The organism is Streptomyces sp. Ru72 (assembly GCF_002920635.1).
Taxonomy (GTDB): Bacteria; Actinomycetota; Actinomycetes; order Streptomycetales; family Streptomycetaceae; genus Streptomyces.
The window spans coordinates 37,500-60,537 of sequence record NZ_PQSR01000019.1; the positions used below are offsets into that span (position 1 = coordinate 37,500).

Annotated in this window: 23 protein-coding genes and 1 pseudogene; 10 read left to right on the top strand and 14 right to left on the bottom strand. The window is 72.1% G+C overall.

Annotated elements, in window-relative coordinates:
• Nucleotides 1-47 precede the first annotated feature (47 nt).
• From C3488_RS12100 to C3488_RS12110, 3 genes are read right to left on the bottom strand one after another with little or no spacing between them, the layout of a single operon-like run.
• Entirely contained in the window at nt 48-722 is a 675-nt protein-coding gene (locus C3488_RS12100; RefSeq protein WP_103839387.1) for an NUDIX domain-containing protein, read from the bottom strand.
• Nucleotides 719-1,099: a DUF4406 domain-containing protein gene (locus tag C3488_RS12105; protein ID WP_258053377.1), complete on the bottom strand. Its 381-nt coding sequence runs from the start codon at nt 1,097-1,099 to the stop codon at nt 719-721. Before C3488_RS12105 ends, C3488_RS12100 begins: the two co-directional genes overlap by 4 nt.
• 33 nt (nt 1,100-1,132) lie before the next feature.
• Entirely contained in the window at nt 1,133-1,918 is a 786-nt protein-coding gene (locus C3488_RS12110; protein WP_103839388.1) for a DeoR/GlpR family DNA-binding transcription regulator, read from the bottom strand.
• Nucleotides 1,919-2,032: 114 nt separating this feature from the next.
• Between C3488_RS12110 and C3488_RS12115 the strand changes: the two genes are divergently transcribed.
• Complete coding sequence (locus C3488_RS12115; RefSeq protein ID WP_103839389.1) at nt 2,033-2,527, top strand: GNAT family N-acetyltransferase; 495 nt, start codon at nt 2,033-2,035, stop codon at nt 2,525-2,527.
• Nucleotides 2,528-2,636: 109 nt separating this feature from the next.
• On the opposite strand, the gene C3488_RS12120 is transcribed toward C3488_RS12115, so the two are convergent.
• The 3 genes from C3488_RS12120 to C3488_RS12130 form a co-directional block, all read right to left on the bottom strand.
• Nucleotides 2,637-4,427, bottom strand: coding sequence for an LPXTG cell wall anchor domain-containing protein (locus tag C3488_RS12120; RefSeq protein ID WP_258053378.1), 1,791 nt, complete (start codon nt 4,425-4,427; stop codon nt 2,637-2,639).
• A gap of 282 nt (nt 4,428-4,709) precedes the next feature.
• A complete protein-coding gene (locus C3488_RS12125) occupies nt 4,710-5,456 on the bottom strand; it encodes an SDR family oxidoreductase (RefSeq protein WP_103839391.1) in 747 nt (248 codons plus the stop codon).
• Nucleotides 5,457-5,482: 26 nt separating this feature from the next.
• Nucleotides 5,483-6,505 carry an aldo/keto reductase gene (locus C3488_RS12130; RefSeq protein ID WP_103839392.1) on the bottom strand — a complete coding sequence of 341 codons (1,023 nt, stop codon included), beginning with the start codon at nt 6,503-6,505 and terminating at the stop codon, nt 5,483-5,485.
• A gap of 186 nt (nt 6,506-6,691) precedes the next feature.
• Here C3488_RS12130 and C3488_RS12135 point away from each other — a divergent pair, with 186 nt between their 5' ends.
• The gene (locus tag C3488_RS12135) at nt 6,692-7,477 is read left to right on the top strand and encodes a TetR/AcrR family transcriptional regulator (RefSeq protein ID WP_103839393.1); all 786 of its coding nucleotides are present in this window, start codon (nt 6,692-6,694) and stop codon (nt 7,475-7,477) included.
• 8 nt (nt 7,478-7,485) lie between these two features.
• Here C3488_RS12135 and C3488_RS41505 read toward each other — a convergent pair.
• Together C3488_RS41505 and C3488_RS12145 are read right to left on the bottom strand one after the other, a co-directional pair.
• A pseudogene (locus tag C3488_RS41505) lies at nt 7,486-7,605 on the bottom strand (esterase); the annotation flags it as partial.
• Nucleotides 7,606-7,745: 140 nt separating this feature from the next.
• On the bottom strand, nt 7,746-8,672 hold the full coding sequence (locus C3488_RS12145; protein ID WP_181138984.1) for a LysR family transcriptional regulator: 927 nt from the start codon (nt 8,670-8,672) through the stop codon (nt 7,746-7,748).
• A gap of 338 nt (nt 8,673-9,010) precedes the next feature.
• On the opposite strand from C3488_RS12145, the gene C3488_RS12150 reads away from it, so the two are divergent.
• The 6 genes from C3488_RS12150 to C3488_RS12175 all read left to right on the top strand — a co-directional run bounded on the left by C3488_RS12150 (nt 9,011) and on the right by C3488_RS12175 (nt 14,629).
• On the top strand, nt 9,011-9,373 hold the full coding sequence (locus C3488_RS12150) for a Tat pathway signal sequence domain protein (protein ID WP_103839394.1): 363 nt from the start codon (nt 9,011-9,013) through the stop codon (nt 9,371-9,373).
• A complete protein-coding gene (locus tag C3488_RS12155; RefSeq protein ID WP_103839395.1) occupies nt 9,370-9,996 on the top strand; it encodes a class F sortase in 627 nt (208 codons plus the stop codon). The genes C3488_RS12150 and C3488_RS12155 overlap by 4 nt, the downstream gene beginning before the upstream one ends.
• A gap of 138 nt (nt 9,997-10,134) precedes the next feature.
• On the top strand, nt 10,135-10,626 hold the full coding sequence (locus C3488_RS12160) for an RNA polymerase sigma factor (RefSeq protein ID WP_103839396.1): 492 nt from the start codon (nt 10,135-10,137) through the stop codon (nt 10,624-10,626).
• Nucleotides 10,627-11,445: 819 nt separating this feature from the next.
• On the top strand, nt 11,446-12,324 hold the full coding sequence (locus tag C3488_RS12165; protein ID WP_103839397.1) for a hypothetical protein: 879 nt from the start codon (nt 11,446-11,448) through the stop codon (nt 12,322-12,324).
• Between the two features lie 338 nt (nt 12,325-12,662).
• Nucleotides 12,663-13,847, top strand: coding sequence for a serine/threonine-protein kinase (locus C3488_RS12170; RefSeq protein ID WP_308460664.1), 1,185 nt, complete (start codon nt 12,663-12,665; stop codon nt 13,845-13,847).
• A 101-nt stretch (nt 13,848-13,948) separates the two neighbouring features.
• Nucleotides 13,949-14,629: a DUF6445 family protein gene (locus C3488_RS12175; RefSeq protein ID WP_103839399.1), complete on the top strand. Its 681-nt coding sequence runs from the start codon at nt 13,949-13,951 to the stop codon at nt 14,627-14,629.
• A gap of 16 nt (nt 14,630-14,645) precedes the next feature.
• On the opposite strand, the gene C3488_RS12180 is transcribed toward C3488_RS12175, so the two are convergent.
• The 3 genes from C3488_RS12180 to C3488_RS12190 all read right to left on the bottom strand — a co-directional run bounded on the left by C3488_RS12180 (nt 14,646) and on the right by C3488_RS12190 (nt 17,189).
• On the bottom strand, nt 14,646-15,179 hold the full coding sequence (locus C3488_RS12180) for a hypothetical protein (protein WP_103839400.1): 534 nt from the start codon (nt 15,177-15,179) through the stop codon (nt 14,646-14,648).
• Nucleotides 15,180-15,408: 229 nt separating this feature from the next.
• A complete protein-coding gene (locus C3488_RS12185) occupies nt 15,409-16,167 on the bottom strand; it encodes a TIGR03943 family putative permease subunit (protein ID WP_103839401.1) in 759 nt (252 codons plus the stop codon).
• Entirely contained in the window at nt 16,164-17,189 is a 1,026-nt protein-coding gene (locus C3488_RS12190; protein WP_103839402.1) for a permease, read from the bottom strand. The genes C3488_RS12185 and C3488_RS12190 overlap by 4 nt, the downstream gene beginning before the upstream one ends.
• A 250-nt stretch (nt 17,190-17,439) precedes the next feature.
• Between C3488_RS12190 and C3488_RS12195 the strand changes: the two genes are divergently transcribed.
• Nucleotides 17,440-18,201, top strand: coding sequence for a DUF4142 domain-containing protein (locus C3488_RS12195; protein ID WP_103839403.1), 762 nt, complete (start codon nt 17,440-17,442; stop codon nt 18,199-18,201).
• A 101-nt stretch (nt 18,202-18,302) separates the two neighbouring features.
• Here C3488_RS12195 and C3488_RS12200 read toward each other — a convergent pair whose 3' ends face one another.
• The 3 genes from C3488_RS12200 to C3488_RS12210 form a co-directional block, all read right to left on the bottom strand.
• Nucleotides 18,303-19,232: a hypothetical protein gene (locus C3488_RS12200; protein WP_103839444.1), complete on the bottom strand. Its 930-nt coding sequence runs from the start codon at nt 19,230-19,232 to the stop codon at nt 18,303-18,305.
• A 307-nt stretch (nt 19,233-19,539) separates the two neighbouring features.
• A complete protein-coding gene (locus tag C3488_RS12205) occupies nt 19,540-20,661 on the bottom strand; it encodes a HoxN/HupN/NixA family nickel/cobalt transporter (protein WP_103839404.1) in 1,122 nt (373 codons plus the stop codon).
• A gap of 102 nt (nt 20,662-20,763) precedes the next feature.
• Complete coding sequence (locus tag C3488_RS12210) at nt 20,764-21,042, bottom strand: ribosomal protein L7/L12 (RefSeq protein WP_103839405.1); 279 nt, start codon at nt 21,040-21,042, stop codon at nt 20,764-20,766.
• A 150-nt stretch (nt 21,043-21,192) separates the two neighbouring features.
• Here C3488_RS12210 and C3488_RS12215 point away from each other — a divergent pair, with 150 nt between their 5' ends.
• Nucleotides 21,193-23,037 carry an alkyl/aryl-sulfatase gene (locus tag C3488_RS12215; RefSeq protein WP_103839406.1) on the top strand — a complete coding sequence of 615 codons (1,845 nt, stop codon included), beginning with the start codon at nt 21,193-21,195 and terminating at the stop codon, nt 23,035-23,037.
• The last annotated feature ends 1 nt before the right edge of the window (nt 23,038 follow it).

A 23,038-nucleotide genomic window follows, 5' to 3' on the forward strand; every position in this document is an offset into this window, starting at 1 on the left:
GCCGAGTTCCACCGCCGGCGTGCCGTTGACTCGCGACCGCATCGTTCTCACGTCCTGTCAGGGGTGTCTGTGGGCCGGAAGGGGCCGTCGAGGGCGGCCCACTGCAACAGCATGATCGTCTTGGCGTCGGCGACGGCGCCGTTGCGGATCATGTCGAGTGCCTCGGCGAAGGGGACCTCCACCGTGGTGATGTCCTCGCCCTCCGCGGCGATTCCGCCCGCACCGCCGGTGACTGCGGTGTCGTAGGGGGCGGCGAAGAAGTGGAGGCGCTCGGTCACCGAGCCGGGGCTCATGTAGACCTGGAAGAGATGTCGCACGGCGCCGACGGTGTGACCGGTCTCTTCCGCCGCCTCACGGCGGATCGCCTCTTCCGGGCTGTCGCCGTCCAGCAGTCCGGCCGCTGTCTCCAGCAGCATGCCGTCGGGATGCCCGTTGACGTAGGCGGGAAGCCGGAACTGACGCGACAGCAGAACGGTGCGACGCTCGGTGTTGTAGAGGAGGATCGTGGCTCCGTCGCCGCGATCGTAGGTCTCGCGCTGCTGGCGACTCCAGTGGCCGTCGCTGTGCTGGTAGTCGAAGGTGGTCTTACGCAGGACGTACCAGTCACACGAGAGCACCTCCACGTCGCGGATGCGGACGCGCGGGTTGCCGGTCAGGTCGCGGCCGTGCCGGTCCAGTCCGGTACGGCCGCGGCGGTCGGGGGTGTCGACGCCGGCGGTCATCGGCCGGCCGGTATGTCGGCGACGTCGGTGTAGACGTCCTTGCCCTGCGCGCGGGCCTGGGCGACCATCCGGTCCGCTCCTTGCGAGGGACCTCCGATGCGCAGCACCGCGTCGCAGCGGGACAGCAGATGTTCGGCTATGGGATGGAAGATCTCCTCGAAGAGCGGGTCGCCGGGGCGGGTGCTGCCCGCCGTCTCCAGAAGCGGCAGGGCGAGGGCTTCGCCGGTGACGGGCAGGTGTCCGGCGCGGAAGAGGACGAGGGCGGTCTCGTTCATCGCCCGGACGTTGGCCGCGAGCCTGGCGGGGTCGTCGCCGGTGCCCGACCGGTATGGGCCGGCGACCAGGATCATCAGCGGACGGGCAGCTGCGGTGGTCATGGGGGAGGGCTCCTTCTCGAAGGGCGGCAGGGGTCAGGCGAGGACGGTTGCGATGTCGGCATCGCGCAGCGCGTCCAGAGTCCGCGGGCCACTGGGGTGCGTGGCCTCGTCCACCGCGGCCTCGTCGGTGACGAACGTGTCGACCGCGTCGAGCGGGGCGACCTGGCTGAACGCGCGGACGCCCAACTTGGTCGCGTCCGCCACCGCGATCGTGCGGGTGGCCTGGGCGAGGCCGGCCTGTTTCACAGCCGCGTCGTCCAGGGAGAACTCCGACCAGCCGTGTTCGGCGTGCACTCCGCCGATGGACATCACGAAGCAGTCGAAGGCCAGTGACTCGATGGTGCGCAGGGCCAGGGGTCCGACCAGCGAACGCTCACCGGGGCGCGAGCGGCCGCCCACGACCAGGAGTTCGACGCCGGGCCGGTCGGCCAGACGGAGTGCCGCCTGCAGGCTGAGCACCGCGACCGTCAGCGGGCCCCGCGCCGCCAGGTGCCTGGCAACGTGCACGGTGGTCGTCCCCGCGTCCAGCAACACGCGTGACCCCGGTTCCACGAGGCCGGCCACGGCCGCTCCGAGACGGTCCTTCGTTGCGGTCTGCCACGACTCCCGCGCGGCGAATCCGGCGTCCTCCTCCCGCGAGCGGGTGGCTACGGCCCCTCCGTGCACGCGGCGGACCAGGCCCTGGCGCTCCAGAGCGTCGAGGTCCCTGCGCACGGTCATCTCCGAGACGCCCAGACGATGGGAGAGCTCCGACACGGAAACCCGGCCGGAGCCCTGCACCAGACGGAGGGTCAGATCCAGACGATCGGCTACACCCATGACCGGAGTTCTACCATGTGTGCGTTCAAATGAACACGTCGTCTCGTTCGATCTCGCGCCTTCATGTGAGATATCGGTGGCGTCGTGACAGAGCGGCAGTTAGCCTCCCGGTCCATGAACTGGCTTCCCGACGACTTCGTCCACCCCGTCCGCGTGCCACTCCCCGGTGGGCACCACCTGCGTCCCATCTCCGCCGCCGACACGGACCTCGACTACCCGGCGGTCATGGGATCGCGGGAACGGCTGTGGTCCATCTACGGCGAGGCATGGGGCTGGCCGCCCGCCACCATGACGTACGCCCAGGACCGCGAGGACCTGCTGCACCACGAGCGGGAGATCGCCGAGCACAAGGCCTTCAACTACGCGCTCTTCGACGAGTCCGGCACCGCCCTGTTGGGCTGTGTGTACATCGACCCGCCGGAGAAGACCGGGGCGGACGCCGAGATCTCCTGGTGGGTGGTGGACGACAAGGTCGGCACCGACCTCGAACGCACCCTGGACGCGTTCGTCCCGCAGTGGATCGCCGACGCCTGGCCCTTCCGCAACCCGCGCTGCATAGGCCGCGACCTCACCTGGAAGGAGTGGCTCGCCCTCCCCGACAAGGCCTGAACACACGCCGGGGAGCCGTCGACACCGGCGCGGAGGCCGACGGCCCGGGGCGCACGCCGCGGACGGGTGGCGGTGCTGCCGGGCCGTCGGCCGCCGGCGCGGTGGGGATTCACCCGCCGTGCGAAGCCCTGCCACGGCGTCGGCGAAGCACCAGCACGCAGCCGGCGGCGATGGCCAGCAGGCCACCGAGTGCGCTGTAGGTGACAGCGTTGCTCACCCCGGTGGAGGCCAGGTCGCCGGCCGTGTTGCTCCGGTCCGGCAGGCCGGCGGGCACGCCGGCCGCCGACGCCTGCGCTCGGGTGCCGATCGTGCCTGAGGCGGAGGCAACCGGGGCAGCGGCGGTGGACGTGGCGGCGGTCGCAGTGGGGGCAGCAGACGGGGCGTCAGTGCGGGTGGCCGCCGACGCGGGCTTCAGCTGGAGAGTGGTGATCGAGTACGGGGGCAGCGTCTGAGCGGCCGCCGTTCCGCGCGTCGCCGTGGTCAGGGCGGTGCCGCCCTTGGTGAACGAAACGGTCCTGACCGTTCCCGGGGCCGGGGTGTATCCGGTGTAGGAGAGCGACACCTGAGCCGCGTTCTGCGGGTTCTTGTTGATCAGCATGACGTTCAGGCCGCCGTTGCCGGCGCGTACCGCGTGCACGGCGACCGACGGGCTGGCCGAGGACGCCTTGACCATGGTGTCGCCGGGCTGCGCGAGTGCGGTCAGCGAGCGGATGCCCCAGTAGGTGGGGAAGGGCGTTTCGCGGGCCGGCTCGCAGGTCCCGCCGGAGCAGGCTCCGACGGAGAGCACGCCCCCGTCCTGGTAGTCGGTCTCGCCGTTGACGGTGGTGGGCTTGCCCACCCCGTTGTGCAGGTCCCACCAGTCGACGTTGACGGCCCCCTGCTCCAGCCAGTTCATGTAGGTGTCCGGCGCGAACAGCGCCGCGGCCTGGCTGGTCTGGGCCGGCGACTCGGCGCTGGAGGTCTCGGTGACCGCGATCTCCACCGAGGCGGCGTGCGAGCCCGCGTATTTGTTGACCAGCGAGCGCACCGCGGAGGTGGTTCCGGCGATCTTGGCGGGGGAGTTCAGCAGGTCCTTCGTGCTGTCACCGCCCGGATACCAGTGGATGATCACGAAATCGACGGACTTGCCGGCGATGGAGAGCACCGTGTTGTTCCAGTCGGCGTCGTCGCCGGCGGCCTTCACCCCGTCCGGCCAGGAGCCCGGAGTGTTGAGCACCGCCCCGATCTTCACCTTCGGGTCCACGGCCTTCATCGCCTTCGCGTAGGCGAGGAGGTTCTTCGCGTACTCCCTCGGGCTTTTGTCGGCGTGGTTGTCGACCTCCCATTTGCTGCCGTAGTACCCGTTGCCGGAGACCTCGTTGCCGATCTCCCAGTACTTGATGCCGTAGCCCTTGTCGACGTTGGCGTACTTCACCCAGTCGGCGGCCTCCTGGGGGGTGCCGGACCCGTAGTTGGCGGTGATGATCGGCTGGGCGCCGACCTTCTTCGCGGTGGCCATGAAGTGGTCGAAGTCGGTACCGGGCGCGGCCCAGCTGCCGCCGGTGACGGTGTGGGTCTTCCAGTGGTAGGCGTCCGCGACCGAGCCGCCGGGGAAGCGCAGCTGCCGGATCCCGGCCGCCTTCATCAGTGACGCCGCCGAGGCGTCGTTCATGTAGGCGTCGTAGACCGCCGTGTTGAGGCCGACCCCGGTGCTGGGCACCGTGCCCAGCGAGGTGCCTGCATCGACGGTGACGGCGACGGTCGGCGCGGCGTCCGCGCTGAGCGCCAGGGCGCCCGCGCCGGCCCCGGCCACCAGGGCCGCCACCGCCCCCGCCACGATGCGGCGGCGCGTTCGGCTACGGCGGTGCGTACGGTCCCGAGGCATCGGCTGCTCGGCGGTTGTCGGGTCGTCAGGTGACACGTTGTGGCTCCCGATCGGAGTGCGTGGATACGGGCGGCGTAGCGCAGCTGACTGGGCTCGCCGCGGTTGGTGCACCCCTGGGTGGCCGGGCGGAGCGGAAAGGTTGCCGTTCCAATCGATCTTTTGCCGATCTCGCCGTGGGCCCTGATGCCGAGGGTGCCGGAAGGGCGGTGCCGACCTGCTTTTCTGCGCGAGGAACAGCGCAGGCCCTTCGGCCACTTCACCGAGGACCCGGACGAGGGGCAGCTCGCCGGGTCCTTCCTGCGGGCCGGGCGGGCCGGGTCAGGCCACGCCGCCGTTGGCGTACAGGACCTGGCCGTTGATCCAGCGCGCCGGGCCGGCGAGGAAAGCCACCGCCTCGGCGATGTCCTCCGGCGTGCCCAGGCGCTCCAGCGGAGCCGCCTTGGACAGGTTGTCGATCGCGGCCTGGTCCTTGCCCTGAAGGAACAGGGGCGTTGCGGTGGGGCCGGGGGCGACGGCGTTGACGGTGATGTCCTTGCCGCGCAGTTCGCGGGCCAGGACCAGGGTCATGGCCTCGACCGCGCCCTTGCTCGCCGCGTAGGCGCCGTAGGCCGGGAACTGCAGGCGGGTGACCGAGGTCGAGAAGTTGATGATCGCGCCACCGGCGCGCACGCGCCGGGCCGCCTGCTGGGAGACCACGAAGGTGCCGCGGATGTTGGTGCGGTGCATCCGGTCCAGGTCGTCCAGGTCGAGCGTGGCGATCGGCGACAGCAGCATGATGCCCGCCGTGTTGACGACGACGTCGATGCCGCCGAACTCCCGCTCCACGGTGTCGAACGCCTCCGCCATGGCGTGCTCGTCGGCGACGTCACCGCCGACCGCGAGCGCCCGGCCGCCCGCCGCGGTGACCGCGGCGACCGTGTCGTCGGCGCGGGCCTTGTTGCCGGCGTAGTGCACGCCGACGGCGATGCCGTCCCTGGCGAGGCGCTCGACGACGGCGCGGCCGATGCCGCCGGAGCCGCCGGTGACCAGGGCGACGCGGGGCGTGGTGGTGGTGTGGTCGGTCATGGTGTTCCGTCCTTCGTGGGTGTGGGTTACGGATGGGTGGGTCGGCGTTCGCTGTCGAGCGTGGCCATGAGGGGGGCCGCGTAGCGCTCCCCGGCGGCGGACCCGGCGGGGACCGCCGCCTCGATCTCGGCGAGGGCGTCGGCGTCCAGGTCGATGCCGGCGGCGCCGAGGGATTCGGCCAGACGCTCCCTTCGGCGGGCACCGACCAGGGGGACGATGTCCTGGCCCTGTGCGGCCACCCAGGCGATGGCGACCTGGCCGGTGGTGGCGCCCAGGCGCTCGGCCACGCGTCCCAGTGCATCGACCAGGCGGAGGTTGGCCTCGAGGTTCTCGCCCTGGAAGCGTGGGCTGTGGGCGCGGAAGTCGTCGGCGCCCAGGTTCCGCGCGGCGCTCCAGTGGCCGCTGAGCAGGCCGCGGGAGAGCACTCCGTAGGCGGTCAGGCCGATGCCGAGTTCGCGCAGCGCGGGAATGACGGACGCCTCCGGGCCGCGGGAGAGCAGCGAGTACTCGATCTGTACGTCGCTGACGGGCGCGACGGCCGCGGCGCGGCGGATGGTGTCCGCGCCGACCTCCGACAGACCGATGTGCCGGATGAAGCCGGCCTGCTGCATCTCCGCGAGCGCGCCGACGGTCTCCTCTACGGGGATGTCCGGGTTGAGCCGGGCGGGACGGTAGATGTCGATGTAGTCCGTGTTCAGCCGCCGCAGGGAGTAGGCGAGGCGGTCCTTGACCGCCGCCGGGGAGACGTCGTACGGCACGGGCTGGAAGCCGCCGTCGGGGGTCCGGCGGGAGCCGAACTTGACGCTCAGCACGACCTCGTCACGCCTGCGCTCCTTCAGCGCCCGGGCGATGAGCATCTCGTTGGCGCCCGATCCGTAGAAGTCCGCGGTGTCGATGAGGTTCAGGCCCGCGTCGATCGCGGCGTGCAGGGTGGCGATGCTCTCGGCGTCGTCGGCGGGCCCGTACAGGTCGGACATGCCCATGGCGCCCAGGCCGATGGCGGACACCTCGGGTCCGTTCGCCCCGAGCTTGCGGGTCGCGACGGTCATGACGGTTCTCCTTGGTCTCGGGGTCGAACACACCCGGTTCGCGGACGTCGGGCTTCGGGAGCATCGGCTCGGGAGCGAAGAAGGCGTCGGGCAGCGGATCACCCGATCACCCAAATCACCGATAACCGATCTGACACATCAACGCTAACACATCAGCGATGTAGCGCAAGCGTTATCATCGATTGCATGGCAACGGTCGAGACGACTACAGCGCAACCCCGCGAGCGGATCCTGCGGGCCGCGGCAGCCCTGCTCGCCGAAGGCGGCCGGGACGCGGTGTCCACCCGTGCGGTCAGCGCGGCCGCCGGAGTGCAGGCGCAGACGATCTACCGGCACTTCGGCGACATGCAGGGACTGCTCGACGAGGTGGCCCGGCGCGGATACGCGGCCTATCTGGCCGCCAAGCAGGCCCAGGGCGAGGACGGCGACCCCGTGGCGCAACTGCGGAGCGGCTGGGACATGCACGTGGCCTTCGGACTGTCCGATCCCGCGCTCTACCGGCTGCTGTACACCGAGCCGCGGCCCGGCCAGCAGTTCGCGGTCACCGGCGACGCCCACCAGGTGCTGCTGCGCATCGTCGAACGGGTGGCCAGGGCCGGCCGGCTGCGGACGGGTGTCGAGGCGGCCGCGACGATGATCCACTCCTCGGGCATGGGGGTGACGCTCACGCTGATCGCCGCGCAGGCCGACGGCAGGCTCTCGGACTACGAAGGTCTGTCCGAGAACGTCCGGGAAGCCGTGCTGGACGCCGTGCTCGTCCCGGCCGACGACGCCGCCGCCCCGCAGAGTGCCGGCGCCGGCCACGCTGCCGTGCACGCCGTCGCCCTGAAGTCCCTGATGCGCGACGGGGTGCGGTCCCTGACCTCCGCAGAGCGCGCCCTGCTCGGCGAGTGGCTGGACCGCATCGCCGCCGAGGACGGTCAGGAGACCGGCGCCGCCAAGCCCGGCGAGCAACCCCCGCGGCGGCGATAACGGCCCGATCAGGCGGTAAGCGCCGTGCGCAGGGCGGCGACGGCCTGCTGGATCGCGGCCTCGGCGGCGTGGGTCCCACGCAGGGCGCCCAGCATGACGAAGTCGTGGATGATGCCCTGACAGCGGACCCCGGGCGGCGCCGGCCTTCGCGGCCCTTGGCGATCAGCGTCGGCGCCGGGCCCTCGGGCGCTGCGCCCCGTCGCCGATCCGGGAGCAGGTGCCGCGAGTCCACCACCTCGTCGAATGCCTGGTGGGCCCGATCGGAGCGTCAGGGCTCCCGTCCACCCGCACCCCCCTGCGCGGAGGCTCGGCCGGAGGCCATCTGTGCGGCCAGTGCGGTGAACGCGCGGACCTTGGCGTTCTCGGTGTCCGCGCGCCAGACGAGGGCGCCGTTGGCCGGGGGCAGTCCGCTGAGCGGCCGGTGCAGGACGCCGGGGTGCCGGTAGGCGTGGAACAGCCCTTCATGGGTCGTCCAGACCGTCTCGCCGGTGGCGACCTTGTGCAGCGCCTCCTGGTAGGTCCGTCCGCCCTTCCCGCGGCGCAGGGGCCTGCCGCGCGGTGTGAACGGCGGGCAGAAGCCGTGCCGAAGGGCCTCCGGCAGTTCGGCGGGGCCGTCGAGCAGAACCCAGTCCGCCAGGTCCTCGATGTCGACCGACGCGCGCCGCGCCAGCGGATGGCCGGCGCCGGCGGCCAGCACCCGGCCGTGCGACACCAGGACGGTCCCCACCTTCAGATCCGGTTCGTCGACGGGCAGCAGCGTGAGCAGCACGTCGACCTCACCGCTGCGCAGCGGCCCGTAGGGGTCGCGCCAGGGCACCTCGGTCACCGTGGTCTCGCAGGCCGGGTGCCGACGGCCGAAGGCGACGACCGTGTCGGTCAGCGGCGGACCGTTGAGACAGCCGAGGAAGCCGACGCGCAGGGTGCCGACCATGCCCTGCGCGATGGCGCAGGCCTCGTCGTAGCTCTTCCTGAGGCTTTCGTAGGCGGCGCCGAGTGTGCGCCGGGTGTGCTCGCCCAGCGGGGTCAGCGCGACGCGGCGGCTGGTTCTGACGAACAGCGGTGCGCCGATGCGTCGTTCCAGCGCCCGGATCAGCTGGCTGACACGGGACTGGGACAGTCTCATGCGCTCCGCGGTGCGTCCGAAGTGCAGTTCCTCCGACAGCGCCAGAAACGTCTCGATCTCCGTGAGGTCCACTCAGTGCTCCCGCATCGATGAGCCCGGCTCATGGATTGTGCAGTACTTCGACCTTGATCGACCAACGCCCCGCTGCGATCGTCTGGTTGGCGGTCGGCCGGCTCGTCGGCGGTCGGGGGAGTCGGCAGGTCGGCCGGCACCGCCCTCGTCGCCGTCCTGTGCGCCATCGCACCGCGACGCGGCGGGGGCCCGGCTCACGTCCTTGCGTGCGTGCCCCGGCCGCACTCGACGGCTTTGCCATCTCTTTACAACCTGCTCCGGCGCCGTCTCGTCTCTCCGCTCGATCCGTGATTCAGCCCGCCGCAGTACCGGGCGGACCGACGAAAGAGAGCGATTCGATGCGCCGAACTGTCCTCAGCGCCCTGGCACTTGCGTGCACCGCCGGGCTGGCGGGCACCGTGCCCGCGTTCGCCCACGGGGCGTCCCCCTCCCCGACCGCCCCCGCGGCCACCGCCGCCCCGTCCACCGCCCCGGAACGGACCCCGGCGCCGACCGCCGCGAGCGCCGTTCCGAGTGCCGCGCCGACGAGGGCGCGCGGCCAGGTCTCCGTCGTCCCCAGCGGCGCGCCCGACACCGGTGTGACGGCGGGGACCTCCCGGTCCGTCTCCCCCGGGCTGATCGGCGGGGGCGCCGGCCTGGTACTGGTCGGAGGCGGCGCCGCCCTCCACGTCGTACGCCGCCGGCGGGCGACCGGGGCATGACCCGGCTCTCCAGGCGCGCCTTCGCCACCGCGGCGGCCGCCGCGCTGCTCGCGGGCTGCGGCGGTCACGAGGCCGGCCGGGCCCCGGACACCCGCCCCGGAACCGTCCGTCCCGGCAGTACGCCACCGCCCGCGTCGACCTCCGCCAAGGTGGCGCCGGCGCTGAAGCGTTCGGCCCCCGTCCGGCTGCAGATCCCGGCCATCGGCGTCGACACCCCGGTCATGCGGCTGGGGCTGGCGCAGGACGGCAGTGTGCAGGTGCCGCCGGTCACCGCACACGACAAGGCGGGCTGGTACTGGCACTCGCCGACACCGGGTCAGGTCGGGCCGTCGGTCATCCTCGGCCATGTCACGGTCGGCAGCTACGGGGACGGGGTCTTCCGCCACCTCGCGGACCTGCACCGGGGCGACCGGATCGTGGCGCGCCTGGAGAACGGAACGGCGGCCGTGTTCACGGTCGGCGCCGTACGGACGGTCGCCAAGGCGGACTTCCCGACGGAGGAGGTCTACGGGAACGTGAAGCGCCCGGAGTTGCGGCTGATCACCTGCGGGGGTCCCCGTACCGGCGACGGATACCTCGACAACGTGATCGTCTTCGCCGCGCTGACCACCTCGGCGCCCTGACCCGGCCGGCATACCGCCACTGCCTGATCCGCCGGTATGCCGACGACGCCTGATCCGCCGTGCGGATCCCGGGTCTTCGGAACGTACGCCGGTGGCCCGGGGTCCTATCCCACGACTGCCCCACGACCATGGAGAGCGTTGAAACGGTCCCGTGAGAGGGCGGCGTCCGAGCTGTTCGCCGCCGTCTATCCACGCCTCGCCGGCTGGTGCCGCCGTCTCGTCGACGACGACGAGACGGCCCACGAGATCGCCTCGGAGGCGTTCACCCGGCTCTGGGCCCGCTGGACGTCCGTGGACGAGCCCCGCGGGTTCCTCTACGTCACCGCGGCCAACCTCGTCCGGGACCACTGGCGCAAGCTGGAGCGCGAGCGCAGAGCCGTGCACCGTGCCACCACGGAGGCCGCCGTACGCCCCCACACCGAACAGGCCGACCCCTCGGTGCGCCTGCTCGTGCAGTCGCTGCCGGAGCGACTGCGTGTCCCGATCCTGTTGCACTACTACGCTGACATGCCGATCCGGGAGGTGTCGGTGCTGACCGGACGCAAGGAAGGAACCGTCAAGGCCGACCTGCACGCGGCCCGGGAACTGCTCCGCGTCCACCTGAGGAGAAGCCTTGACCACACGCTCTGACGACGACCCGGAGCTGGCACCCGACGACCCCCTCACGGTGATCCTGCGGCCCCCCTCGGACCACCTCGGCCCGCCCCCCGGGCGCTTCCGCGCGATCCGCCGCGCCGCGGCCCGCCGCCGGCTCCTCCGCGCCGCGGCCGGGGCCTGCCTCACCGCCGCCGTCGCCGTCCTCGTCGCCCTGCCGCTCCACCTGACGGCGCCCGGGACACCCGCGCCCCCGTCGGCCCCTCTCGCACCGCCGCCCCCGAGCGGCCGTCCGGCGCCCGCCGGCCCTTCGGCGTCGCCCTCCCCGCCGGCGTCGCCCCAAAGCGCCACCCCGCGCCCCACCAGGACCCCTCCGACCGGCGGTTCCCGCACCCCGAGCCGCCCGCCGACCGCCACCCGGGAACCGTCGGCGACACCCACCCCTGCACGTTCCGTGCCCTCGGCGAGCCGGACCGGGGCCGACACCGCACCGTCGGACAGCCCCTCCACACGGCAGAGGTAGTCACTGCCGCTCCCCGCACCCGCCCCCGGTGCTCCGCACGACGCCCCGCGTGCAGCGCGCCACCCGACGCCGTGACACGATCCGTGAGGCCGACCCCGCAGGCCGGCCGCTGATCAGCGGTGTGCCGGCGCAACCGTCAGTCCCACCACCGCCGCCCCCGAGAGCCGCAAGGCACGGGAGGCATCCCTGCAAGCCCCCCGGAGAATCCCCTCACGAACCCCACACAGCCTGCACACGGTCTTTCGATAGCCCCGTTAGCGTGGCAACCCGTTCGATTCCAGGTGCGAACGCGGCCCGTCGGGGCGGCGGCGAGCCAACACAGGAAGACCGCAATGGACTACTGCTCCTCGTGTCGTCGGCATCTCAACGGCGCCCTGGTGTGCCCCGGATGCGGTGCCTACGCCCCCGACATCGCCCCGGCCGGCACCGACGGCCACACCGTTCCGGGCCCGGCCACCACGGCGAAGCCGGTCATGGAGGCGACCGCGGCCACGGCGGCATGGGAGTTCGCGGCCCAGGACATCGACGAAGCACCGGACGTCGACGAGCCCCCGCACGCCGGCCCGCCCGCCGACCTCACGGGCCCGACGCGCCGCACGGAAGGGCGTGCCGCGCGGCGGCGCCGGCTGGCGCGCTGGAAGAAGACCCAGCGCAAGGCCCTGGTGGCGACCGCCGTCGCCCTCGTCGGAGGCGGTCTGACCGTGGCCTCGATGGACCGGCACACCGCCGACCGCGCCCAGGCCGCCCCGGCTCCGGACGCGTCGGCTCTCGGCGGTGTTGAGGAACCGACGTCGCTGTACAGCAGTCCGGCGCCGCCCCGCTCCGGCACCGCGCGCTCCGGCGCGCCCCGGGCCCCGCACACTCCGGCCGCCCAGTCCCCCGCGGCCGATCCGACCCGTCCGTCCTCGCCGGGCTCGGCATACGCCACGCCGTCGGGCGCCCAGCCGGACGCGGCCACCTCCTCCCGTACGACGCACACGACGGGCACGGCAGGTGCGGCGGGCGCGGGCACGAGTCACACCACGGCGAGCTCCCCCTCCCAGTCGGGTACGGGTACGGGCTCCTCGTCGTCCACGGGGACGTCCCAGCACACGTCCTCCCCGACCACCGGCACCGGCGGCGGCACGGACCCGGGCACCCCGCAGACCAGCCCGTCCCCGGCGGCCACCTCGCCGTCGCAGGTCTGCCTGCTCGTCGTCTGCCTCGGCTGACCACGGGCGGACGCCACCACAGCCGCTCACCGCCCCCCGCGATCACGCGGGTGGGCGGTTTCGGCGTGCCCACGCGATGCGCTCGGAATGACCGCGCGGCTGCCCTCACGGATGGCCCGCACCCCGAGCACCTGAGACAACCGGCCGGTCAGGAGTGCCGGACACGCGAGGATTGCGCGGCCGGATCGTCACCCGGTGGTCACCGGATGAGGGAGACCGTGATCGAATCGTGTGTCCGTGCCAGTAGGCTGTGATCGCTGCGGCACCCCACCTTCACCCGCCCTGGCGGAATCCTGTCCGGCGGCGGTCGAGTCGCCGCACGGCATTCGTCTCCCGGCATGAGGATGAAACAACAGGTGCTGATCGCGGGCCGGTACCAGCTGAACACCACCATCGGACGTGGCGCGATGGGAGAGGTCTGGCGGGCGTACGACCAGATGCTCGGCCGTCCCGTCGCCGTCAAGGTGCTGCTCGACCGGAACGCCGACCCCACCGCCGACTCCCGTTTCCGCCTCGAGGCACAGACCGCGGGGCGGCTCCACCACCCGCACGTGGTCGGCGTGCTCGACTTCGGCGAGCACGAGGGGCGGCTGTTCCTGGTCATGGAGCTGGTGGAGGGCTCGAGCCTCGCCCGGGTGCTCGCCGACGACGGGCCGCTGCCCGCCGAACAGGTCGCGGCCATCGCCGCCCAGGCGGCTGCCGGACTCGCCGTGGCGCACGAACAGGGCATCGTGCACCGCGACATCAAGCCCGGCAACCTGCTCCTCGACGCGGGCGGCACCCTGAAGATCGGCGACTTCGGCATCGCCCGCTTCATGGACGACCCGTCGGGCGCGCTCACGGCGACCGGGCAGATCGTCGGTACGAGCCTGTACATCGCGCCGGAGCGGGCCCTGGGCAAGCCCGCCGGGCCGGCCAGCGACGTGTACTCGCTCGGCTGCGTCCTCTACCAACTCCTCACCGGACGCCCTCCGTTCCGCGCCGACAGCCCGATCGCGATCCTGCACCAGCACCTGGACGCGACGCCCGTACCGCCGCGCGAGCTGGGTGCCGCGCTGCCGCCCGCCTTCGAGAACTATCTGCTCGGCCTGCTCGCCAAGCGGCCCGAGGACCGGCCCACGGCGCGGCAGGCCGCCGACTGGTTCGCCACGGGCGCCTGGCGGGGCCGCCCGGAACCGCTCCCGGCCGCGGCACCGATCCCGGTCCCGACCCCGACCCCGGTTCCGGTCCCGGAGTTGCCGATTCCGCCCCGGATGGAGGGGCCGGCGACGACGTACAAGCTCCCGTCCGCGCTCCCCGGCCACCGCGCGGCCCGCCAGCGGCCGGCGTCGGGGAACCGGCGCGCGCAGCCGTCGCTGCGCACGTTCGTCACCGGGCGGCCGCGCGCGGTGGGACTGATCGCCGCGGCGCTGCTGTTCCTGACGGCGATGTACGTGGGCATGTCGGTGTTCAGCCCGGACAGCAGCTCGGCGGAGACACCGCAGGACACGGGCCGGTCGGGCCCGGTCTCGCCGACGCCGTGACACTCCTGCCCAACTCGTCTGTCGAGCAGGAGAGTTGAGTTGACGAAGGCTTGACCGAACGAAAAGAAACGACGGCGGGGGCGAACTGTAGGTTCACCCGCATGCCCCCACAGCCCCCACAGCCCGCGCGCCTGCCCGTCCTGCCGTACCGCAAGCCCACCCGTGGCCGCGACTACTGGATCCTCGACGACGTGCTGCCGAACGTGGACGAGGTCCGGGCCCGCTGTCTCGCCAAGGACGACTGGGTCAAGGGATACCCGTACACGCAGGAGAGCTGGCCGGGCATGCGCACCCTGCCCGGCCTCGAACCGGCCGAACTGGCCCGGATCGAGCGGCTGGTGCGCAAGGAGACCGGCGCGCAGAGGCTCTGGCAGGAGACCGCGCCCGGCGGCGGCACCCTCAACCACAACTGCGTCCAGGTCGTCGGCAAGGACGAGGGCGAACCGCGCCCGCACACCGACTCGCGAGCCCTGTGCCGGTACGCCGCCGTGCTCTACCTCAGCCCGAACATCCCCAAGGACTGCGGCACGAGCTTCTACCGGCAGAGCCTGCCGGGCGGCGTCCTGGGCGGCAACATGGTGCAGGCGCCGCACACCAACCTGGTCGAGGCGCTGGGCACGCGGTACGTCTCGCCGGACGCGTTCACCGAGGACGTCCGCGTGCCGCAGCGCTACAACCGGCTGCTCCTGTACAAGGCCAATCTCATGCACAGCGCCACCGGTTACTGGGGCAGCGACCTGGAGGACAGGCGCATGACGGCCGTCTTCTTCTGGATGGCCTAGCGGAAGCGGTGCCGGTTCAGCTCAGGCCCAGGCTGGAGAGCGCGGTCGTCCAGTCGGTGGCGATGGCGTTGCGTGCGTCGTCGAGGCCGACCTCGCCGTTGCACACGTCCTTCTTGAGCGTGTTCTCGACGGTGTCCTTGTCGGCGGCGACTTCGCCCGAACCCGTGTCGTAGCGCGGTTCGGGCCACAGGTTCTCGGGGCTGGTGGGGTTGCCGCCGAGCTCCAGCGGGATGAGGTGGTCCTCCTCGTAGTCAGCTGTGCTGGTGTCGCCGTAGCCGTACTCGACGATCTGCTTCTTCTTCAGCGCGGTGGTGTACGAGCTGGACGGCCGCACGGTCGCGGTCCAGCCGGAGACACAGATGGTGGAGTCGATCGTGTCCTGTGTGACGTCCGGGTTGACGGCGCCGGGCTGGCAGCTGGGGTCGGGGAGGGGGAGGTAGTCCTGGCTGCACGACTGCGCGTGCGCGCTGCCGGCGGTGACGGTCAGACCCGCGGCGGTGAGGGCGAGGGTGGACAGGGTGGTCACCAGGGGGCGCGATATTCGGGACATGGGAGTCTCCCGGTGGGGATGCCCGGCACGGTTCCGGGCGGTCGTGAGCATGACAACACGGGGTGGTCTATGCGGGTAGAGCCCTTTGCGGGACCGGGAGAAGTTTGGTCGAAGGTTTGTCCGCGCGAAGGCCCCGGCCAGTGAAGTCATGGGCTGCGCTTGGGCATTGGTTCACCCAGGTGTACAGCGGGCGCCGCCGACTCCCGCCCGGGGTCGTCGACGGCGGCCGTCAGCGGGACGGCGTCAGCGGCAGGTCGTCCGTGTACGCGTTCACCGGCTTGTCCACCCGCTCGACGGTACGGGCGTCCAGCGCGGCCGGCGCCGACCGTGTGCCCAGCGTCCCGCCGGGGTGCCAGGTGCCCGTGACGGCCACCCAGGTGTCGGCGGGCAGCGCCGGGGCCCCGTGGACACGTACCTTGACGGACTGCGCGTCCGCAGCGCAGCACGAGAAGATGATCCGGGTCAGGTACCAGCCCCCGCCCCGCTTGTCCGGCGTGACGAAACCGGTCAACGTGACGCTGCGCCCCTTGATGGCCTGCGTACGGTCCTGCTGCACACGGCTGGTGAACCCCGTGAGCGTCATCGGCAGCGGCGAGGTCGCGGGCAGCGGGTCGAAGTGCCGCTGCTGCGCGACGGCCTTGGCGGGCTCACGGGAGGCGGTGTAGGAGCCGAGGGCGGGCGGGGCGTGGAAGAGCAGGCTGAGCGCGGGGAGGAACAGCAGCCAGGCGACACGGGGGGCTGTGGAGTGGTCGTGACCGTGGCCGGTGTCGTCGTGACCGCTGTGCGCGTCGTGCGCGTCATGGCCGCCCCGCCCGCGGTCGAGGGCCGCACTCGCCAGCCCGAGCACGAGCAGCAGCGCCCCCGAGGCGATGAGATACGGACGCAGTCCCGGCCTCACGTACCTCAGGCACAGGTCGGTGAAGAGCGAGGCGTGCAGCAGACCGAGGCCGCTGAGGACGAGCAGGACCGCCGGGAAGGGCCGTTTCACAGCAGGGCCCCTCCGATCAGCGCACTGCACAGCACCGCCACGACGGTCGTGGCGGTGGAGAAGCGGACCGCGAAGGCGCGGCCGAACGTGCCCGCCTGAAGGGCGATCAGCTTCAGGTCGACCATCGGCCCCACCACCATGAACGCCAGCCGTGCCACGGGCGAGAAGCCGGTGAGCGAGGCGGCCACGAACGCGTCGGCCTCGGAGCACACCGCGAGCACGACGGCGAGCCCCGCCAGGAACAGCACCGACAGCCAGGTGGAGCCGGAGAACACGTCGAGCACGGAGCGCGGGACCGCCACGTTGAAGGTGGCCGCCGCCATGGCCCCGACGACCAGGAAGCCGCCCGCGTGCAGGAAGTCGTGCTGGAAGCCGAGCCGGAACTCCCGCCACCGGCTGTGCCCCGGTCGGTGACCGGTGTGCCGCACGGTCGGCCGCAGCCACTCCTCCCTGCCGAGCCAGAGCCACAGCCAGCCCATCACGGCCGCGGTGACGAGCGAGGCGAGCAGCCGGGCCAGGACCATCAGGGGGCTGCCGGGGAAGGCCACGGCGGTGGCGGTCAGCACCACCGGGTTGACGGCGGGAGCCGACAGCAGGAACGCGAACGCGGCGGCCGGGGTGACACCCCGCCGGATCAGGCTGTTCGCGACCGGCACCGACGCGCACTCGCAGCCGGGCAGCACCACCCCGGCGACCCCGGCGACCGGAACGGCGAGCGCGGGGTTGCGGGGCAGCGCCCGGCTGAACACCGTCGCCGGCACGAACGCGTTGATGGCGCCGGACAAGGCCGTGCCGAGCAGCAGGAACGGCAGGGCCTGCACGGTGATGGCCAGAGCGACGGTGCGCCAGGCCTGCATCGCGGGCTCGTCCATCCACCGGCCGAGCAGGAGCAGCGCCGGACCGGCGAGGACGGCAGCCGCCAGCAGCAGCGGCCAGGACGCGGGCCAGCCGCGAGCGGGGGCGCGCTCGGGCGTCGCGGGGGCCGCCACCACCTCCGCGGCCAGTTCGTCTGTCTTCTGCATGCCGGCTCCGACTGTCGGATGTTCGGATCGAACATAACGGGCACCCGGCCTCCCCTTCCGGCACCGCCACGCCCTCAGTCCGCCGGGGCGGACTCGCGCGGTCCGCGGTGGGCCGACGGCGATACTCCGACGGTGCCGGTCGACATCTGTGACGGCCCCCACAACGCGGGCCGTTGATTTTGCCTGTGGAAAAGGTTTCCGGCTTCGGTCGGACCCGTACCCCTGGGCGTTGGAACAACCAGGAGGTGCCATGCGCATTTCGCGGACCGCGGCGGGAACCCTCTTCGTGACGGGCGCCCTCACCCTGACACTCACGGCACTCGTCTATCCGTCGATGCTGGGAGTGCAGACGGTCTCCAGCGCCCCCTCACGTGTGATCGCGAACACCTCGGCGGGACCCCTGACCGAGGCGGACCGCGACTTCGTCGTCAAAGTACGGGCGGCCGGCCTGTGGGAGTTCCCCTCCGGTGAACTGGCCATGAAGAAGGGCACGACCCCGGCCGTACGCACCGCCGGGGCGCATCTGGTCAACGGGCACGTCAACCTCGACGCCGTCGACCGGAAGGTGGCCGCGGAGCTGGGCATCACGCTGCCGAACCAGCCGAGCCCCCAGCAGCAGGGATTCGTGACGACGCTGACCAACGACACGGGCAAGCAGTTCGACGACGACCTCGCGAACATCCTGCGGCTGACGCACGGACAGATCTTCCCCGCCATCGCCAACATCCGCGCCACCACCAAGAACACGCTGGTCCGCCAGCTGGCCGACGTGGCCAACGACACCGTCCTCGACCACATCACGGTGATGGAGCAGACGGGCCTGGTGGACTTCGACTCGCTGGTGTTCCAGGAGACGACCCCGCCGAAGCTCCCGAAGTCCAGCCTGACCCCGCCGGCCCCGCAGCCGGGCGAGCCGACGGTGGTCCTCTCCCCGCCGCCGGGCTTCACCCCGCCGCCGTCGACGACTCCGGGTGCGGCCGTGGCCCCCGGGTCGGCGCCGACCGCGGGCTGACGGTCCGGGACCGGCCCAAGCCGCGAAAAACGGGCCCGGCGCTCTCCGGGGGACAAGAGCGCCGGGCCCTTCGGGGATGGTTCAGCGGACGCCCGGAGGCGTCAGGCGCGACCGCGGGACGTACGGCGCCGGGCGGCGACCGCGATGCCCGCACCGGCCGCGACGAGGGCCGCCGCGCCCGCGGCGATCGGCAGCGCGGTGCTGCCGCCACCGGTCTCGGCGAGACCACCGGGCGGGGTGGACGTGCCGCCGTTCGGGGTGGGCGCCGGGGGCGTGCTCGACTCGCCGGTGGCGGGCGGGGTCGAGACGGAGGCGGACGGAGAGGCGGGCGTCACCGGGGTGGCCGGGGCCGACGCGGGCGGGGTGGTGGCCGGGGTCGACGCGGGCGGCGTGGTGGCCGGGGTGCTCGGCGGCTGGGCCGTGCAGTCCTTCGTACCGCCGTTCCAGGACGCGATCAGCTTGTCCTTGATGACCGGGCGGTCCGGGCCCTTGGGCACGTCGCCGTGCTCGAAGCCGTCCTTCGCGTCGAGGTTGCCGTCGAACTTCACCTTGCCCCGGTACAGGTCGATCTGCGCGAAGCAGCCGGCGTCCGGCACGGCGATGTCGAGGGAGTCGGTCTCGCCCTGCTTCACCGTCACCGAGTCGAAGTCGTGGAAGACCTGCAGCCCGGACGTGTTGAAGGTGGCGCCGTGGGTGCGGTAGGAGGCGAGGGAGGCGGTGCAGGTCGTGGCGTCGCCGGCGGCACGCACCTTGATGTGGACCTTGCCGTCCTCGGTGGGCTTCAGGTTCTGGTCGTCCACCCGGACGGAGTCGGTGAACGTGGTTCCGTCCAGCGAGAACTGGCAGTGGTCGGCCCCGGTGACGGTGCCCGGTCCATTACCGGACGCGTACGCGCGGCTCCCATGGTCCCAGCCGCCACCACCGGGCGTACCGGAGGCCCAGGCGGCGCCCCCGGTGACGGCGGTGAGGGTGAGCGCCGCGGCGCCCGCCCCCAGCAGACGGCGCACGGTGACACGTCTCGTGTCGGACATTCGGTCCCCCATCTTGACGGGCCGGACCCGGCCGACGGCAGCGGGCAGCACGAAGCCGCCGGGACCGTGGCCGGGAAAGAAGTGGTCGAGAGAAACGGATGACTCATTGGTCACATGAGCCACAGCGCGAGCACATATTCGATCACGGTGACGACACTGTCAACCTCGTTGAAACCTAGACGAGTTCAGAAAACGATCACGTTTCGGCCACATCAGGAATGGCGCGGTCCGCTACGGATCGGGAACAGCACGATCCGCTGGGCGGACCTCCGCGAGGAGCACCCGCCTCGCGGCGCTCGTGCGGGTGCTACTTCACCACGTGTTCCACCGGCTGCGGTTCCGGCCGGCCCAGCCCCGCCGTCCACTTCTCCTCGATGCGGCCCACCTTCCACACCACCAGTGCGAGCACCCACGTGGCGAAGAAGAGGCCGACGATCACGAAGCCCAGGGTGTTGAGGTCGACGCCGGCGATCCAGTCCCAGAAGGCCCCGTGCAGGCCGAGCTTCTCGGCGAGCAGGCCGAGCAGTTCCGTCGTGCCGATGATCAGCGCCACGGCCACGGACAGGCCCGTGATGGTGAGGTTGTAGTAGACCTTGCGGACCGGCTTGGAGAACGCCCACCCGTACGCGAAGTTCATGAACGACCCGTCGATCGTGTCGAGCAGCGACATGCCGGCCGCGAACAGGACGGGCAGGCACAGAATCGCGTACCAGGGCAGCCCGGAGGCCGCGCCCGAGCCGGCCAGGACGAGGAGGGCGATCTCCGTCGCGGTGTCGAAGCCGAGGCCGAAGAGCAGGCCCAGCGGGTACATCTGCCACGGCTTGGTGATCGACTTCATCACGCGGCCGAGGATCCGGTTCATGAAGCCGCGGTTGTTCAGCTGCTCCTCCAGCGCCGCCTCGTCGAACTCGCCCGACCGCATCTGCCGGAACACCTTCCAGATTCCGGCCAGGATGACGAGGTTGATCGCGGCGATGACGTAGAGGAACGCGCCGGAGACCGTCGTACCGATGAGGCCGGTCACGTCGTGCAGCTCGGAGTTGTCGTCGCGGACCGGTCCGGCCAGCGTCCTGACGCCGAGCGAGAGCAGCAGCGCCAGTCCGAAGACGACGCTGGAGTGGCCGAGCGAGAACCAGAAGCCGACCGACAGCGGCCGCTGCCCCTCGCTCATCAGCTTGCGGGTGGTGTTGTCGATCGCGGCGATGTGGTCCGCGTCGAACGCGTGCCGCATGCCGAGCGTGTACGCGGTCACGCCGATGCCGATGCCGAACGACTTCTCGCCGATGGTGTAGTGCTCGGGCGCGACGATCCCGACGAGGGTGAACCACCCGATGACGTGCAGAGCCAGGACGAACGCGGCCATGCCGCCGAGCCGGCCCCACTCCTGCCGCGTGACGGACAGGCGCGTCCGGGAGGAGGACGGAGGCATGGAGCGGGGCCTTTCTTCTCTGGGTGCTGCGCCCCCCACTTTCATGCAGGTCAGTTCTACTTGCAAGAAAGTCGCAGTAAAGCCTCCGAGGGCGTGCGGCACCTACCCCATCCGCTCCACGGCCTCCTTCGCCTCCTTCAGGCCGGCCCCGGTGATCTCGCGGTACACCTTGACGGCCTGGATCCTCCTGCCGTCCCGCAGCAGGGCGGCGACCCGCTCCAGGTCCGGGTCGGCCTGGTGGAGCCCCAGATGGTCGAGGACCAGGTCGAGTTTCCGCTCGACCCGGGCCATCCGGCGGTCGGTGCGCTTGATCCTCGCCTCGACCCCCGCGAAACCGGCCATGAGCAGGGCGAGCACCGCCAATAAGCTCGGCATGTCCATGCTCGGGATCCTAGGAGCGGGCCTCCGCGGGAGTGCGGCCGGACGCGCGGGGCGGCGCCGGTGCGGTTGATCACACCGCACCCGGTACCCGGCACCCCGAACGGTCCCCCACCGCTGGCCCGCCGTCCGCCCCGGCCCCAGGCTGGCCGCATGGACGCCCCGCCCCGTGACGGCCTGCCGCCCTTCGAGGACCGGAGAGACCTCGAGAACGCCGACCGCGGTTTCGTCGCCGCCCTGGAGCCGGGCGTGGTGACCGACCGCGACGGGCGGGTGGTGTGGGACGGGGACGCGTACCGGTTCCTGGACGGGGACTGCCCGGGCACCGCGCATCCGAGCCTGTGGCGGCAGTCGCAGCTGTGCGCGCGGCAGGGGCTGTACGAGGTGTGCGAGGGCGTCTACCAGGTGCGCGGCCTGGACCTGGCGAACATGACGCTCGTCGAGGGCCGTGAGGGAGTCGTCGTCGTCGACCCGCTCATCTCCGCGGAGTGCGCGGCGGCCGCCCTCGCCCTGTACCGGCGGCATCGCGGTGAGCGGCCGGTGACCGCGCTGATCTACACCCACTCCCACGTCGACCACTTCGGGGGCGCCCGCGGGGTGCTGCCGCGCGAGGCGGAGGCGGGCGTGCCGGTGCTCGCGCCGGCCGGGTTCCTCCAGCACGCGGTCAGCGAGAACGTGTACGCGGGGCCCGCGATGTCCCGCCGCGCCGGGTTCATGTACGGCGAACGGCTGGCGAAGGCGCCCGACGGGCAGATCGGCACCGGCCTCGGCCTGACCATGTCCACCGGCACGGTCACCCTCGTCCCGCCGACCGTCGACATCACCCGCACCGGGCAGACGGAGACCGTCGACGGCGTGCGCATCCTGTTCCAGCTGACGCCGGGCACCGAGGCGCCGGCCGAGATGAACTTCCTCCTCACCGAGCAGCGCGCCCTGTGCCTGGCGGAGAACGTCACCCACACCCTGCACAACATCCTGACCCTGCGCGGCGCCGTCGTCCGGGACGCCCGCCTCTGGTCCCGCTACCTCGACGAGGCCATCGACTTCTTCGGCGAGGGCTACGACGTGGCCTTCGCCTCCCACCACTGGCCGACCTGGGGGCACGAGAGCGTCGTACGCCTGCTGGCGGAGCAGCGCGACCTGTACGCCTACCTGCACGACCAGACGCTGCGGCTGCTCAACAGCGGTCTGACCGGCCCGGAGATCGCGGAGGAGCTGCGGCTGCCGCCCGTGCTGGAGGGCGCCTGGCACGCCCGCGGCTACTACGGGTCCCTCAGCCACAACGTCAAGGCCGTCTACCAGCGCTACCTGGGCTGGTACGACGGCAACCCCGCCCACCTGTGGGAGCACCCCCCGGCCGCCCTCGCGCGGCGCTACGTGGAGGTGGCGGGCGGTCCCGAGGCGACGCTCGCGGCGGCCCGGCGGTACGTGGATGCCGGTGACCTGCGCTTCGCCGCGACCCTGCTGAACCACCTGGTCTTCGCCGATCCGGGCGACGAGGTGGCGAAGCAGACCCTGGCAGGCGTCTACGAACGCCTCGGGTACGGCGCCGAGAACGGACCCTGGCGGAACATCTACCTGACCGGCGCCCTGGAACTGCGCGAGGGGGCGAGCGCCCCCGCCGTCATCTCGGACACGCCCGAGCTGACCTCTGAACTGACCGTGAGCATGCTCCTCGACGCCCTCGCGGTGCGCATCGACGGTCCGCGCGCGGCCCAGGAGCCACGCCTGATCATCGACCTGGTGGTCATCGACGAGGAACGCCGCCACCGGATCAACCTGGAGCACGGCGCGCTCACCCACCGCAGTATGCCGCTGCACCGCACCCCGAGGCCGCACGCGGGCCTGACGCTCACCCTGACCCGTCCCGAACTGCTCGGCCTGCTCGCGGGCCACGGCCTCGCCGGCATCGGGACCGAAGGCGACCGGGGCCTGCTCAAGCGCCTGTTCTCCTACGTCACCCGGCCGGACCGGGGGTTCCCGATCGTCACCCCGTAGG